Consider the following 15110-nt stretch of genomic DNA (forward strand, 5'->3'; position numbering starts at 1 on the left):
GAGCCTAGCTGCTCTGCGGCTCCCCGTCGCCCGCCAGCAAGTTCGATGAACGCCCTGAAGGCGGCGGACGGTTCCGCGACGTTGTTGTTATGGCGCGCCCGGCAGGACTCGAACCTGCAACTCCAAGCTTAGAAGGCTCGTGCTCTATCCAGTTGAACTACGGGCGCGCGCTGGCGGCCGCATAGCGTGGATTGCGCGGGGATGGAACCGCGCTACTCTACCGAAATGACCGCCGCTTCGCCCGACACACCCGACGCCGTCGATGCCGCCCAACTGGCGGGCCGCCCGCTGCGCTATTTCGACTTCATGATGGCGGCATTCGTCACCATCCTGTTGCTCTCGAACGTGCTGGGCGCGGGCAAGGTCGCGATCATCGATCTGCCGGGGATCGGGCCGTGGCCGTTCGGCGCGGGCATCCTGTTCTTCCCGATCGGCTATGTGCTCGGCGACGTACTGACCGAAGTGTACGGCTATACCCGCGCGCGGCGCTGCATCTGGGTGGGGACGGTGGCACTGCTGTTCATGGCGCTGATGAGCTGGGTCGTCGTGGCGCTTCCGCCCGCGCCCGACTGGACGGGCCAGGCATCCTACGAAGCCGTGTTCGGGCAGGTGCGACGAATCGTGATCGCATCGATCTGCGCCTTCTGGGCGGGCGAGTTCGTCAACAGCTTCGTGATGGCGAAGATGAAGGTCTGGTCGAAGGGCGATCATCTGTGGATGCGCACGATCGGGTCGACGATTGCGGGGCAGGGGGTCGACAGCCTGATCTTCTACCCGCTCGCCTTCTGGGGCGCTGCGGGTTGGACGAATGCGCTCGTCATCAAGGTGCTGGCGACCCAGTGGATCCTGAAAGTGTCGTGGGAGGTGATCCTCACCCCGCTCACCTATCTCGTCGTCGGCTTCCTCAAGAAGCGTGAAGGCGTCGACATCTACGATCAGTCGACCGACTTCACGCCATTCGCGACGAAGATCTAGCGGCTCCATGATCTGCATCGTCGAGCCGACTTATGCGGGGTTCGATCACGCGCCGTTCAACGCCGCGATCATCCGCGCGACCGCGCTTGCCTTTCCGAACGAGCCGATCTGCTTCGCGTCGACGCCCGAGCATCGCGCGCATGTCGAGCAACTCGGGCCGCTGCCGGCGAGGCTGCGCACGATCGACATCGACGTGCCCGCCACCGGTGGCCAGAGTGTCGGCCGCATCGTCGCGCAGTGGCGCGCGCTGCGCATCGCGATCCGCGAAAGTGACGCCGATCGCGTGCTGCTGCTGTCGTCGGCGGGGGAGACCTTCTTCGCGATCCGGCTGGTGCTGTGGGCGTTTCTGCGCGTGCGGCTGTTCGTCGTGCTGCACGGCAATCTCGTCTATGCGGTCGGCTGGCGATCGAAGGATCCGCGCCACCGGTTGATCGATTATCGCACCGGAATGCGCGTCGCGCGCAGCGACAGGGTGCGGCTGATCGTCCTCGAACCTTCGATCAAGGACGCCGCGATGCGGCTGGGTGTGCCGGGCGCCGATCGCTTCCTCGTCTGGCCGCATCCGATCAATGAGGATGAGCGCGACGATGGCACCCCGCTCGATCCCGATCGGCCGATCCGCATCGCCTTCCTGGGGGCGGCGACGCGGCGGAAGAATTTCCACGAATTCGTCGCACTCGTCCGCCGCGTGACTGCGCAGAGCGCGCGCTATCGTTTCAGCCTGATCGGCTTCCAGATGGAGGATTTCAGCGACGCGGCCGACGTCGTCGATCTTCCTGCCGCCCCGCTCGATCGCGCGGCCTATATCGCGGCGCTGTGTGCGGTCGATTATGTCCTGCTACCGCTGGCCGCGCCCTACGAACTTTCGGCGAGCGGCACTTTGCTCGATTGCGTCACCACCGCCCGTCCGATTATGGCGCTGAACCTGCCCGCGGCGCGAACGATCGCGCAAGAGACGGGGGATATCGGGTTCATCTGCGGCGCGATGGAGGAGATGGAGACCTTGTTGTTCTCGGGTGACACCATCGCCGATCCCGCGCGCCACGCGGCGTTCCGCGCGCATCTGCGCGCGGCTGCGGCAACGCGCACGCCTGCCGCGCTCGCGCCGCTAATCCGCGATGATCTGACGCGATGAGCAATGCTGTCGACATCGTCACCGTCCTCTTCAACAGCGGCGACGTGCTCGATCGCTTCGTGGCGAGCCTGGTCGGCCAACAGGGGGTCCAATGGCGGCTGATCGCCGTCGACAACGCATCGAGCGACGGCTGCGCCGACCGGCTCGAGGCACTGGGCGATCCGCGTATCGTCGTCCTGCGCAACGCGACCAACACGGGCTTTGCCCGCGCCACGAACCGTGGGCTGCGCCACGCTCTGTCGCTGGGCAGCGAATTCATGATGCTGCTCAACAACGATACGGCATTCGAACCCGAATTCCTGAAAGACCTGCTCGACGCGCGCGACCATCATCAGGCCGACGTCATCGCCCCGCGCATCCTGTATCTGCGCGACCCCGATCATGCCTGGTATGCGGGCGGCCACTTCAACAATGACTGGATCTTCAAGAGCATCCATGAAGAGGCCGACAGTCCTGACGAGCCGGATCATCGCATCGTCGATTTCGCGTCCGGCTGTTGCCTGGGGATTACACGGGCCGTGACCGACACGATCGACCTGCTGGACGAACGCTTCTTCGTCTATTGGGAAGACACCGATTTCTGCATGCGCCTCAAGATGGAAGCGATACCGATCCACTACGTCCGGGGCATCACCCTGTTGCACGACAGTTCGGCGCTGACGGGCGGTCCCAACAGCCAGACGTTCATTCGTCTTTTCTATCGGGGCTATATGCAGCTCCTGATGAAATATTTCGGAATGGTCTATGCGGGGCGTGCGGCGCTGCGGTTGATTGCCAAGCACCATGCGCACCGGGACAATCGCGGCCGGCGTGCATTGCCGACGATGGCAGGCGCATTGGTGCGGGGCTATCTGATCGCGCTGATCGCTCCGCGCCTGCCGGCACGCAAATTCCTGGCGGCTTGGCGGCGCACGGCATGAGCAATCCGCCGCTGGAGATGCCCCCGGCGCCCGAGCCGCTGCCCGAACCCGAAGAGGCGGCGGTCGCTTCACTGACCGGCAAGACGATCCTCGGCGCGGTTTGGATGGTGGGCTGGCGCATGACCACCCGGCTGGTGGGGCTGCTCAGCACGCTCATCCTCGCCCGCCTGCTCGCGCCCGGTGATTTCGGTCTGGTGGCGATGGCGACCGTCATTTCCAGCGCGATCGATGCGGTCTCGACAATGGGGCTGATCGACGCGCTGGTCCGCCATCCGCGCTACGAGAAGAAACTGCTCAACGCGGCCTTCTCGCTTCAGTTGTTGCGCGGGATCGCGACGGCGGTCGTCACGATGCTTCTCGCCTGGCCTGCCAGCGTCTGGTTCAACGAACCGCGGCTGTTCCTGCTGATGATGCCGCTCGCGCTCGGATCGATCATCTCGGGGCTGGAGAATATCGGCATCGTCGAGTTCCGGCGTGAAATGCGCTTCGACATGGAGTTTCGCCTGCTCGCGATTCCCCGGCTGTTGCAGGTGGTCATCACGATCATCCTGGCCTTCACGCTGCGGTCCTATTGGACGCTCGTGATCGGGATCGTCGCGGGCAAGTTGCTGCGTCTCATCATGACCTATGTCGCGCACCCCTATCGGCCGCGTTTCTCGTTGGAGGGGTGGCGCGAGTTGATCGGCTTCTCCTTCTGGACGTGGCTGAGCGGGCTTGCGTCGATGGTGTGGGACCGGGTCGATCCGGTGGTCATCGGCCCGGCCTTCGGCGCGGCCGCGCTGGGCACCTACCTGCTCGGCATGGAGATCGCGACCCTGCCGATCACCGAACTCGTCGCCCCCGCCGCCGCCGCCTTGTTCGCCGGCGTGGCGCGCGCGCGGGGCCGCGATGGCGAGGTGGTGAACATGTCGCTGCCGATCGTCACCCTGTTGATGCTGGGTATCGCCCCGCTCACGATCGGGCTGTCTGCGACGTCGGGCTATGTGGTCGACGTGCTGCTCGGATCGAAATGGACCGCCGCGCAGCCGCTGATGGCGATCTTCGCCTTCACCTGCCTGTTCGCGCCGTTCAGCTATGTGTGCACCACGATCCTGCTCGCCAGCGGGCGTGTGCGCCAGAATTTCGAGGTCGTGGCGATGAGCGCGGCGGTCAAGGTCGCGGTGCTCAGCGCGGCGACAATGTACACGAAGCGGCCCGAACTGATTGCGGTCGCATCGGTCTGCACCAATTTTGTCGAAGCCAGTCTGTTCGTGATCCAGGTTCGGCGGCTGGGTGATGTCGGCTGGGGGAAGGCGCGCGGCGGCCTGTTGCGGATCGTCCTGACAGGGATCGTCACGGTGGCGTTGCTGTATCTCAGCGGTTTCGCCTGGCGCGCGCCCGAAGCGATCGGGGTGTTGCCCGCCCTGTTGACCGGTGGTTCGATCGGCATCGCGACCTTGGTGGTGTCCGCGATCGTCCAGCTGGCGCTTTGGCACATCGTCGGCCGACCGGCGGGGCCGGAACAGCGGGTGATCGATCTTGTCAGCGCTCGGCTGAAGCGCCGCCTTACATAGTTTCGCGCAGCAAGGCCGTGGCGAGCCGCGCGGCGTGGCGCCATCGCCGCGCTTGGACGAGCCGTGCGACCATATGCCAGCCTTTGGGCAATCGCCCGCCTGCGCCGATATAGTCGATCAACACGCGGAAGCCCGGGCCCGCCAGCGCGCTCGTCGGATATTCGATCCGCTCGATCACCGATGCGCGCACCCGCTGGCTGTCGCCCGGCCGCCCGGTGATGGCATCGACCGCGCCGAGCCCGTCCAGCCCCGGCAGCGGATCGATCGCGCCCAGCGTGTCGCGCTCTCCGGCCTTGCGCTGCTCGTCGCTGATCCACGCCATCGCCGCCCACGCGGTCTGCACGGCCAGGTTACGGTCGCTCACTTGCCCAGGGTGCTGGCGATAATAGGTGAGAGCGTCGGGCAGGTTCGCCAGCTTCGTCACCCGCGAGAGCCGCAGCCAGAGGTCCAGATCCTCGCAATAGCGGAATTGCGGGCGATAGCCGCCGACCTGGGCGACCAGCTCTGCGCGCATCAGCACGCTCGCGTGATTCATCAGCGGGGTATAGGGCGTGGCAAGCGCGACCCGAAACGCCGCGTCATCGAGCGGGTAGGCGCGCGCCATCGGCCATTCGCGGCCCGTATCGTCGAAATAGCAGGTCTGGGTGCCGACCACGCCGTAATCGGGATGCGCGTCGAGAAACGCGATCTGCCGCTCGATCCGGTCGGGCGTGCAGCGATCGTCGCCATCCATCCGTCCGATCAGTTCGCCGCGCGCCTCGCCGAGCATATGGTTCAGGCTGGCGATGAAGCCACGGTTGTTCTGATGGATCGCGCGGATGCGGGGGTCGCGCGCCGCATAGCCATCGATGATCGCGCCCGATCCGTCGGTCGATCCGTCGTCGACGATCAGGAACTCGAAATCGGCGAAGCTCTGCCCCAGGATCGATTCGATCGCGGCGGGCAGATAGGCGGCATTGTTATAGACCGCCATCAGGACGCTGACGCGCGGTGTGTCGGTGTCTGGCCTCATGTTGGGGATTTAGCGGTTGGCGAGGTGCGAGTCAGTCAAAAATCCTCCCCCGCCAGGGGGAGGTGGCGCCGAAGGCGACGGAGGGGGAGGACGGAACGAGCGTCCCGTTTCCTCCCCCTCCGTCAGCTATGCTGACACCTCCCCCTGGCGGGGGAGGAATCAATTGGGTTCACCCCACCGCCTTCGCCAGCGCCTCGGCCAAAGTAGCCGGGCCGAACGGTTTGCGCAGCACGACGGCATCGTCGCCCATCACCGCGTCGATCGCCTCGGACTGCGCGAAGCCGGTCGCGAAAACGATCCGCATGTCGGGGCGGACTTTCAGCACCTCGCGCGCCACGTCGGCGCCGTTCATGCCGGGCATCGCGAAATCGATCACCATCGCCTCCGGGTCTTCGGCCTCCATCATGGCCAGCGCCTCCTTGCCGCCGCTCGCCTCGACCACGGCACAGCCGAATTCCTCCAGCATCGCGGCCAGGACGTCGCGCACCTCGGCTTCGTCATCGACGATCAGGACGCGCAGGCCGCCCAGCTGTGCCACGTCGCGCGGATCGGCGGCTTCGGGCCGGAGCGTCGAAATCTCGTGCCCGCGCGCCACGCGCAGATAGATGGTGGCGGTGGTGCCGCGCCCCAGTTCGGACCAGATCTCCGCGGTGCCGCCACTCTGGCGCGCCATGCCGAACACCATGCTCAATCCCAGCCCCGATCCCTTGCCGACCGGCTTGGTGGTGAAGAAAGGTTCGAAAACGCGCGACGCCGTTTCGGCCGACATCCCCGATCCGGTGTCGCTGACGTCGATCGCCACATAATCGCCATCCTCGACATCGTCGCGGCCCGAAAGACTTTCGTGGCGTATGCCGATCCGCAGGCGCCCGCCATCGGGCATCGCATCGCGCGCGTTGATCGCCAGGTTCAGGATTGCGAGCTCGAGCTGAACGCGATCTCCGATCGCCAGCGCTTCTTCCGTCGGTACGTCGACGTCGATCGTGATCGACGGGCCGATCGTGCGGGCCAGCAATTCGCGCGCCTCGCGCATCAGCGGGACCAGGTCGAAATTCTTGAGCTCCAGCCGCTGCAATCGCGAGAAGGCGAGCAATTGCCCCGTCAGCCTTTTTCCACGGTCGACCGCGCTGAGCGCGTTGGTGGACATGCGCGTAAGGTTCGTATCTTCCTTCACCTTGCGCGCGATCAACTCGAGATTTCCGGCCACCACCTGCAGCAGATTGTTGAAATCGTGCGCGATGCCACCGGTCAGCTGACCCACCGCTTCCATCTTGCGCGACTGGAGCAAGGCTGCCTCGGCCTTTTCGCGCTCCTCGATCTCGGCACGCAGCGCGTCGAGCGCGGCATCGCGTTCGACGATGCGGGCGCTGAGCGAGGTGTTGGCTTCGGCGAGTCTGGCGGGCGAGGGCAACGCGATCGCCCGCGGGAGGAGTGGCCACAGGATGATCGCGGTCGATACCGATGCCATCGCCGTCACGGCTTTAACGATCGCCTCGGCGGCATAATCGCCGTGCCACAGGTTCCAGATGTTCATGACATGGGTCGCGCCGCATGCGGTTATGAACAAGGCGAACAGCCAGAATATGCCCCCGAACGCCACGTCGCGCCGTCGCCGGACGAACGCGATCAGCGCCAGCGGGATCGAGAAATAGGCGCCAGCGATCAGTGCATCGGACACGGTGTGCGTCCACACCAGCCAGGGCTGCCACAACAGGCAATAGCCATGCGGCGCGTAGCTGCCGGCTAGCATCTCGCGGACAATGTCGACCATCGGGACCGGCCCCCTCCTACCGGAAACGCAAACGGTAGCGGCAAAGCCGTCGCTGCTCAACGATAGTGGGAATACGGTGACATATGTTACAATATGTAAAAGATATTGTCGGTATGCGAAGCAAAGCTGGGGAGTTGACGCTTCGCCCCCGCTATCCGATGGCTGGCCGATGCGCCTGATCCTGCAAACCCTGAAACGCGTCGATCCCTTCCTGTTGATGCTGATCGCGACCATCGTGGCGGCATCGCTGCTGCCCGCGCGGGGCGCCGGCGTCTCCGTATTTCACTGGCTCGCCAATGCCGCGATCGTGCTGCTATTCTTTCTGCACGGCGCCAAACTCTCGCGCGCGGCGATCGTAGCGGGGGTTGGGAACTGGCGGCTCCATCTGCTGGTGATGGCTTCGTCTTTCGTCTTGTTCCCGATCCTTGGCCTGGGTCTCTCGATCTTCGCGCGGCCGATGGCGTCGCCGGAGATATTGGCGGGCCTGCTGTTCCTCTCGCTGCTGCCGTCGACCGTACAATCATCGATCGCGTTCACCGCGATGGCAGGCGGGAACGTGCCTGCCGCGGTGTGCAGCGCGTCGCTCTCCAACCTGACGGGCATCGTCATCACGCCGCTGCTGGTCGCTCTGCTCATGAATGTCGGCGGGGCGGGGCACGAGGTTTCGATCGACGCGGTAGGCGATATCGTCGTCCAGCTGCTGTTGCCGTTCGTTTCGGGGCATCTGCTGAGGCCGTGGATCGGCGGCTGGGTCGACAGCCACAAGAAGCTACTCCAGCCGGTCGATCGTTCGTCGATCCTGCTCGTCGTCTATACTGCCTTTTCGGCGGCGGTGGTGCAGGGGATCTGGCAGAAAGTTTCGCCGCTCGATCTCGTCACGATCCTGGCGCTGAGCGCCATCCTGTTGGCGCTCGTGATGGGCGTGAACATCCTGATGGCGCGGCGCGCCGGCCTGCCGCGTGAGGATGCGATCGTGCTGCTGTTCTGCGGCTCCAAGAAAAGCCTGGTCTCGGGCGTGCCGATGGCGGGCGCCCTGTTCGCGCCCGCCGTCGTCGGCGTGCTGATCCTGCCGCTGATGATCTTCCACCAGCTCCAATTGTTCGTCTGCGCGGTGATCGCCGGGCGATACCGCGCAGAGTTGGAGCCCGGTGACGCTTAGATCAACGTGTTGAGCGGCGTCTCGGGCCGCGGGCCGAAGTGCGAGATGACTTCGGCCGCAGCAATCCCCGCCAGACGGCCGCATTCGGCAAGCGGAAGCCCGCGCGCGACGCCGTAGAGGAAGCCGGCGGCGAACAGGTCGCCCGCGCCTGTCGTGTCGATGACCTGGTTGGCCTTGGCGGCGGGGACACGGATCGTCTCGCCATTGCCGACGATCAGGCAGCCTTCGGCGCCCAGCGTGATCGCTGCGATATCCACCGATTGCGCGACCTTGGCCGCTGCCGCGTCGATATCGTCGGTCTGGTAAAGCGAGCGGATCTCGTCGTCATTGGCGAAGAGGATGTCGATGTCGGTGTCGATCAGCGCGAGGAAATCGTCGCGGTGGCGATCGACGCAGAAGCTGTCGGACAGCGTCAGCGAAACCTTGCGGCCCGCCTTGTGCGCGGCGGCGGCGGCCTTGCGGAAGGCGGCCTTGGCCAGATCCTTGTCGAACAGATAGCCTTCCAGATAGACGATCGACGCCTCGGCGATCAGCGCCTCGTCAATATCATCCGGCCCAAGGTTCACGCACGCGCCCAGATAGGTGTTCATCGTGCGCTGAGCATCGGACGTGACGAGGATCAGGCAGCGTGCGGTCGCCGGGCCGTCTGTCGCGGCGGGCGTTTCGAAATCGACGCCGATCCCGCGCATGTCGTGGCGATAGACATCGCCCAGCACGTCCTGCTTCACCTTGCCGATATAGGCGGCAGTGCCGCCGAGCGACGCGACGCCCGCGATCGTGTTGCCGGCCGAACCGCCCGACACCTGTACGCCCGCGCCCATTGCCTGGTAGATCGCCTCGGCGCGCTCCTCGTCGATCAGCGTCATCGACGCCTTGGGCATGCCGTGGGTTTCGAGAAAGGCTTCGTCGGCATGGGCGATCACGTCGACGATCGCATTGCCGATACCGAGAACGTCGTAGCGGGTGGTGGTCAAGGAAAGCTCCATCGAAAGAATGCGCCCGGCCTACGGGCGTATCGGAAAAGGGGAAAGCTCTATTCGTCGCCCGGCCGCTTGCGACCGGCCTTGGCCCAGGCCTGGCCGATAAGCGGTTTGTAGATGTCGTGGGTCAGCCACAGCAGCGGGATACGCCGCTCGGCAATGCCCGGCAGACTCCAAGGGTCGAGGCCGGAGAACGGCAGGAACGGGTTGCGGCGACTATAAGCCCACAATTCGATCCGGGTCGATCGATGCGCCGCCTCGCCGCGCGCATGGAATCCGAACGTGTCGGCGACCACGAGCGTGTTGGCGGGCACGGCGAGCGATATCGGCTGCGGCAGGCCCAGCGCGGTCAGTTCCTGCCGTTCGATCCGGAATGATCCGCGCGCCGACAGCCGGTCGCCTTCGTCGCGCACCGAAAGGCTGCGGCGCTTCTCCCAATCGAGCCGCGCGGGCGTCAGCCGGTGCGATCCGGGGACGTAGGTGAACGGGCCTTCGTCCGCCGCCACGTTCTCCAGGAAGAACCACGCCTTCATCGTCGGGTGGAAGGTGTCGGCGTGCAGATTGACCTGCGGGTCGGGCGGCGCGTCGAAGCGGTGGGTCAGGATTGACTGGATGTAGAGCAAGGGCTCGACGTCGAAGCTGGCGATGTAGCGGGCAAGCGCCTGGAAGCGCGGATGGTCGCGGAAAGCCTTCACCGCCGGCATCGCGCGGATCGCATCCGGGTCGATCGCATAGCGGCGCGTGATCGCGTCGCCCTGCACCATCTCGCGCGCCGGGCCCTTGAAGGCGAGCGTCTGGTCGCGAAGCGCAGCGAAGGTGTCGGCGGGCAAGAAATTCTCGATCGCCACGAAACCGTCGCGGGCATAGGTCGCAACGTCGGACGGGTCGACTGCGGCTGCCAGCTTCTCGCGCCGTCTGTCGGTCATCGCGTGCGCTTTCGCGACACGCCAGCCGTGCAGACCTTTGGCGTTGAGCCTGGGCGACCCGATCAACGGATTGTCGAGGAAGGACTTCGCGCCCGTCAGCAGTTCGGCTGCCCACCAAGGTGTCAGCAGCGATTGGACGACCCGCGACATGCCTCAGGCGATCCCACGTGCCTTGAGCGTGGCTTCGATCGGCGCGACGTCGGTCGGGTTGTTGAGTTCGATCGCGTCCCAACCGATCGGGTCGAACGGCACGACGCCGACAGGCACCCCGCCGTCGAGGAAGCGGAGCTGTTCGAGGCCCTCCAGTTCCTCGAGTTCGGACACGCCAAGCGCCAGATAGCGGGCGAGCGCCTGCGGGCGATAGGCATAGACACCGAGATGCAGATGGACGGGCGGAAAGGGCTGCTCGGCTGCAGCAGCCGGCAGATAGGGGATCACCCGTTTGGAGAAATAGAGCGCCTGGCCGTCGCGGCCGAAAACCACGGTGGTGCCTCCCACGCGGCCCTGCGCCTGATCTTCTACAAGATGGGCGTAGGTGCTTTGGGCGCAGCGCACCGCCGGAGTGGTCATCGCGACCTCAGGCCGCGCCTTGAGCGCATCGACAAGTCCGGTGACGACGAAGGCGGGGGTCAGCGGCGCGTCACCCTGCAGGTTGACCACGATCGAGGGAGCGATGCCCAACCGGTCGATTGCGTCGGCGCAGCGTTCGGTTCCGTTGCGGCAATCGGCCGAGGTCATCACGACCTGCCCGCCGAAAGTCGTCACCGCATCGGCGATCCGATCGTCGTCGGTGGCAACCCAGATCGCTGTCGGATCGACGATGGTGGCGGCGCATTCCCAGCTGCGCTGGATCAGGGGCTTGGCTTCGCCCGTGGCGCCGCGCAGCAGCGCCAACGGCTTGGCCGGATAGCGGCTCGACTGATAGCGAGCCGGGATCAGGACGATCGTGTCGGGGTCCGCAGCACCCGGCATAAGCGTGGACTCAGCTCAGGCCGTAGCGGACGAAGTCGTGCATGTGGACGATGCCGACCGGCTTTTCCTCTTCCTCGGCCATGACGAACACCGTGGTGATCTTGGCATCGTTCATGATCATCAGCGCGTCTTCTGCCAGAATTGTGGCGGGGACGGTCTTGGGATGATGGGTCATGACGTCGGAAGCGGTGCGATCGAGCAGGTCGCCGATGTGACGGCGAAGGTCGCCGTCGGTGATGACGCCGATCAGGCGGTCGCCATCGTCCAGCACACCAGCGACGCCAAAGCCCATCGATGTCATCGTCATGATCACGTCGCGCATCGGAACGTCGGCATGGACCAGCGGGATTCGGTTGCCGATGTGCATCATCTGGCTGACGGGCATCAGGCGCAGGCCGATCGATCCGCCGGGATGGAGTTCCTTCAGGCTGTCCTTGCTGATGCCGCGCACGTCCATCAGCGCCATCGCCAACGCGTCGCCCAGCGCGAGCATGACCGCGGTCGACGACGTCGGCGCGACATTGGCGGGACATGCTTCGCGCACCTGCGGGATCGCCAGCGGTACGTCGGCATGCTGCATGACCGGAGAATCATTCCGCGCCGAAATGCCGATGATCCGAACGCCGATCGCGCGGCAATGCTGCATGACGGCGCGCAACTCGGTGGTAAGTCCCGAATTGGACATCATCATCACGGTGTCGCCGCGCTTGATCATGCCCAGGTCGCCATGCGCGGCTTCGGCCGGGTGGACGAAGACGGCGGCGGTGCCCGTGGCACACATCGTGGCGACGATCTTGCGGCCGATATGGCCCGACTTGCCCATGCCGGTGACGACGACCCGGCCGGTGGTCTGTGCCAGCAATTTCGTTGCGGCAACAAAATGATAGTCGAGCGCGGCGGACAGAGATTCCAGAGCGCTGGCTTCGATATCGATGACTTCGCGACCGCGGGCCAGAATATCGCTGTCCGAAATATGGGCCAGATCAAGCAGTTGGTTACTGTGCACGCCCAGCCCTTTCAGATTTTTATTTTTGCGGCGTCAGGCTCACCGCTACACCAACTCAATATACCCGCATGCAAAACGTGCAATAGCAATGTTGCAGCGCGAAATTCAGCCGGCCTTGCGGACGACCAAGCCGAACGACGTCGATACCCAACGCAGCAACTGCAGCTTCAGGTGCGAATCCGCCGTGTAAGGGGGAAGGTCGATCACGCGGTCGAGTTCCGTATCACCACTGTCGAACGTGATCGGGATCACTTCATGTCCCTGTTCGGTGAGCCGTTTCACCAATGCTTCGAAATCTCGGCGACGGAACAGCACGGTCGAACCGTGATCGAGCGTGTTGTCGTTCGAGCTCAGGTTGAGCTCGGTCGTGTGGACCGAGATGCCGCCGGGCTTGAGCGTCTTGAGCGTATTCTCGATGAAATCGAGCCCGGCCTTGATCGATCCGAGATGTTCGTAGGCGCACGAGGACCAGCAGAAGTCGAAGCCCGTCAGGTCGGCGGGGATCGCGTTCATGTCGACCGGGCGATAGCGGACACGCTCGAAGAAGGCGTCGCGATCACACAGGCCGGGTGAATAGATGCGCTCAAGATCCGAGCCGAGCTGGTCGGTCTCGTTCCACACGGTCGCACGCGCATCGTCTTCGGGGAGATCGGTCGCCACGACTTCGCATCCGGCGGCGGCGAAAACCGACGACATCGGCTCGATACCCACGCCGAAGCCGAGGCCGCGCGATCCGGGCTTCAGCTTGTCGTGGAAGTCGAGCATGCGCAGGATATAGGCGAATTCCCACTGCTTGCGGTGCAGCGACGGGCCGATGCCCAGCCGCGCGACCAGATCGGCGAAGATCGGCTCGTGCATCTGATGCGCGGTGCACATCTGCGAGACAGGATCGGCGAGAGTCGCCTGCTTGTCGATGATGAGGTTCGCGAGCGCACCTTCGCCTGGCGCCGCCAGGAAGCCGTCGCGCGCGGCGTCGAGCCGCGAGATCAGCGCTTCGTTGCTGTCGCCGCCGATCACGGTGATGGCGATAGCGTCGGCCTGCGCGTCGGAATCTTCGCTCAGCACGCCGACGACGGCATAGCTGTGGTTCGCGCGGGCCAGTTCGCTGACTTCGATCACATCGCCCGATTCCGCCAGCTTGCGTAACGAGAACTTATGCACCTTGGGCTTGCGTGATGATGCTAGGCCCCGCCCGTCGACGGCGTTGATGTTTACGATCAGCTTGCCCCGCGTGGCCTTCAAACCCGAGAGGCGTACGCGAAAGCGGATCGTTCCACCCGTCGACGCGACATAGCCGGTATGGAACGCATAGCCTGCGATCAAGCTGGGCTCATCTCCGCCCTGGCCGGTGAGCGCGCTACGCTGTCCGTGCCAGAAACAGAAAGGCTCGATCGCCACGCCGACTTCGTCGCTGCGGCTGCCAGTGCTGGCATCCTGCCACCACGCCCAGGCGCGTTTGGCGAGGGTCCGCAACTTGGACGAGGGCGTTGATCGCGCAGCAGCAGGCGAGGAGATGGACGTGGTATCAAGCATAATTTGCGCCTCTATGGCGGGCCCGGCTTCTCTATTCAACTGGTAGATCGAAGAAGAACGTATCCCTGTGTCTTTAGGCACACATTTAACGTAGCCATGTGCGATTGGCCTTGGAAGCTGAACCCGGGACTAACGACCCGAGTGCCCGGGACGAGGCGAAATGATGGTGCGGTAGTCGCCGAATATCGTGACCGATTTGCGTTGCCTGTCGGCATCACCATATAGTGCGGACCGAATTGACGGGCGCGCGAAGGAAAGCGGATTTTGGACGTAAGCGGGCATGGTGACGGCGGTGGTGCCGGTCGGATCGGGGATCGCGCCTGGTTGAACCGTATGAACAGCCTCACCGCACGCAAGAGCGAGCCGCAGCGCGGCGCCAACGATCAGCCGCGCGTTCCGGCGGGCACTCGTGTCTATGCGATCGGCGACATTCACGGGCGGCTCGATCTGCTGTTGCCGCTGCTTGCGCATATCAAGGCGGACAATGGCGCACGCGAAGCCGCCGAGGCGCACGTCGTCATGCTCGGCGATCTGGTCGACCGGGGGCCATATTCGGCCGAAACGGTCGAGTTCGTCATCAGCGCGCTGCCCACCTTCGCGACCTTCCACATCCTGATGGGCAACCATGAGGAATCGATGCTTCGCGCACTCGACCCGGCCGATGACCAGACGGGCAATCTCTGGCTCAAGTTCGGCGGTTACGAAACGCTCGCGAGCTACGGCGTGCCGGTATCGCTGTTGGGTGGTGAGGATTTGCCCGCCGCCGACGTGCTGGCCCAATATGTGCCGATGCGGCATCGTGCTTATCTGAAGGGGCTCGGCGACACGGCGCGCTTCGGCGATTATCTGTTCGTCCATGCCGGCATCCGCCCGGGGATTCCGATCGACGCACAGGACCAGGTCGACATGCACTGGATCCGCCGCGACTTCCTCGATCACAAAGGCGATCTGGGCGCCTATGTGGTCCACGGCCATACGATCAGCAGCACGCCCGATATGCAGGCTAACCGCATCGGGATCGATACCGGCGCCTATCGGTCGGGCACGCTCACCGCGCTCGGGCTGGAAGGCGACAGCCGCTGGCTGATCAAGGCGAGCGTTATCGACGGCGAAGTTCAAACGAAATTAAGCACCGTGGGTTAAGCCGGTCCCGACTCGACTGTCGGGA

13 protein-coding genes and 1 tRNA gene are annotated in these 15110 nt (G+C 64.7%); 6 read left to right on the forward strand and 8 right to left on the reverse strand.

Annotated features, from left to right (window positions below; genetic code table 11):
* Positions 1-90 precede the first annotated feature (90 nt).
* Positions 91-167 (reverse strand) — tRNA-Arg (locus FYJ91_RS20240).
* Between the two features lie 58 nt (positions 168-225).
* Between FYJ91_RS20240 and FYJ91_RS20245 the strand changes: the two genes are divergently transcribed.
* From FYJ91_RS20245 to FYJ91_RS20260, 4 genes are read left to right on the forward strand one after another with little or no spacing between them, the layout of a single operon-like run.
* Positions 226-975, forward strand: a complete 750-nt coding sequence (locus FYJ91_RS20245) for a queuosine precursor transporter (RefSeq protein WP_149524168.1) — start codon at positions 226-228, stop codon at positions 973-975.
* Between the two features lie 7 nt (positions 976-982).
* Positions 983-2110: a glycosyltransferase family protein gene (locus FYJ91_RS20250; RefSeq protein ID WP_149524146.1), complete on the forward strand. Its 1128-nt coding sequence runs from the start codon at positions 983-985 to the stop codon at positions 2108-2110.
* Positions 2107-3030, forward strand: coding sequence for a glycosyltransferase family 2 protein (locus tag FYJ91_RS20255; protein ID WP_149524147.1), 924 nt, complete (start codon positions 2107-2109; stop codon positions 3028-3030). The genes FYJ91_RS20250 and FYJ91_RS20255 overlap by 4 nt, the downstream gene beginning before the upstream one ends.
* Positions 3027-4583 (forward strand): oligosaccharide flippase family protein, encoded by a 1557-nt coding sequence (locus FYJ91_RS20260; RefSeq protein ID WP_149524148.1) that lies wholly within the window; start codon positions 3027-3029, stop codon positions 4581-4583. Before FYJ91_RS20255 ends, FYJ91_RS20260 begins: the two co-directional genes overlap by 4 nt.
* Here the strand turns inward: FYJ91_RS20260 and FYJ91_RS20265 are convergent.
* Positions 4576-5595, reverse strand: coding sequence for a glycosyltransferase family 2 protein (locus FYJ91_RS20265; protein ID WP_149524149.1), 1020 nt, complete (start codon positions 5593-5595; stop codon positions 4576-4578). The genes FYJ91_RS20260 and FYJ91_RS20265 overlap by 8 nt on opposite strands.
* Before the next feature lie 169 nt (positions 5596-5764).
* Complete coding sequence (locus tag FYJ91_RS20270; RefSeq protein ID WP_149524150.1) at positions 5765-7366, reverse strand: response regulator; 1602 nt, start codon at positions 7364-7366, stop codon at positions 5765-5767.
* A 169-nt stretch (positions 7367-7535) separates the two neighbouring features.
* On the opposite strand from FYJ91_RS20270, the gene FYJ91_RS20275 reads away from it, so the two are divergent.
* A complete protein-coding gene (locus FYJ91_RS20275) occupies positions 7536-8525 on the forward strand; it encodes a bile acid:sodium symporter family protein (protein WP_149524151.1) in 990 nt (329 codons plus the stop codon).
* On the opposite strand, the gene FYJ91_RS20280 is transcribed toward FYJ91_RS20275, so the two are convergent.
* From FYJ91_RS20280 to FYJ91_RS20300, 5 genes are all read right to left on the reverse strand, one after another.
* The gene (locus FYJ91_RS20280) at positions 8522-9499 is read right to left on the reverse strand and encodes an adenosine kinase (protein ID WP_181008611.1); all 978 of its coding nucleotides are present in this window, start codon (positions 9497-9499) and stop codon (positions 8522-8524) included. The two genes, FYJ91_RS20275 and FYJ91_RS20280, sit on opposite strands and share 4 nt — an antisense overlap.
* Before the next feature lie 59 nt (positions 9500-9558).
* Positions 9559-10581 carry a phytanoyl-CoA dioxygenase family protein gene (locus FYJ91_RS20285; protein ID WP_149524153.1) on the reverse strand — a complete coding sequence of 341 codons (1023 nt, stop codon included), beginning with the start codon at positions 10579-10581 and terminating at the stop codon, positions 9559-9561.
* 3 nt (positions 10582-10584) lie between these two features.
* On the reverse strand, positions 10585-11403 hold the full coding sequence (kdsB, locus tag FYJ91_RS20290; RefSeq protein ID WP_149524154.1) for a 3-deoxy-manno-octulosonate cytidylyltransferase: 819 nt from the start codon (positions 11401-11403) through the stop codon (positions 10585-10587).
* 10 nt (positions 11404-11413) lie between these two features.
* On the reverse strand, positions 11414-12409 hold the full coding sequence (locus FYJ91_RS20295; protein ID WP_246152781.1) for a KpsF/GutQ family sugar-phosphate isomerase: 996 nt from the start codon (positions 12407-12409) through the stop codon (positions 11414-11416).
* Positions 12410-12514: 105 nt separating this feature from the next.
* Positions 12515-13942: an SAM-dependent methyltransferase gene (locus tag FYJ91_RS20300; protein WP_149524155.1), complete on the reverse strand. Its 1428-nt coding sequence runs from the start codon at positions 13940-13942 to the stop codon at positions 12515-12517.
* A gap of 264 nt (positions 13943-14206) precedes the next feature.
* On the opposite strand from FYJ91_RS20300, the gene FYJ91_RS20305 reads away from it, so the two are divergent.
* A complete protein-coding gene (locus FYJ91_RS20305; RefSeq protein WP_246152782.1) occupies positions 14207-15085 on the forward strand; it encodes a metallophosphoesterase in 879 nt (292 codons plus the stop codon).
* The last annotated feature ends 25 nt before the right edge of the window (positions 15086-15110 follow it).

Origin of the sequence: Sphingomonas montanisoli (genome assembly GCF_008274695.1) — a bacterium.
In the GTDB taxonomy this organism is placed as follows: domain Bacteria; phylum Pseudomonadota; class Alphaproteobacteria; order Sphingomonadales; family Sphingomonadaceae; genus Rhizorhabdus; species Rhizorhabdus montanisoli.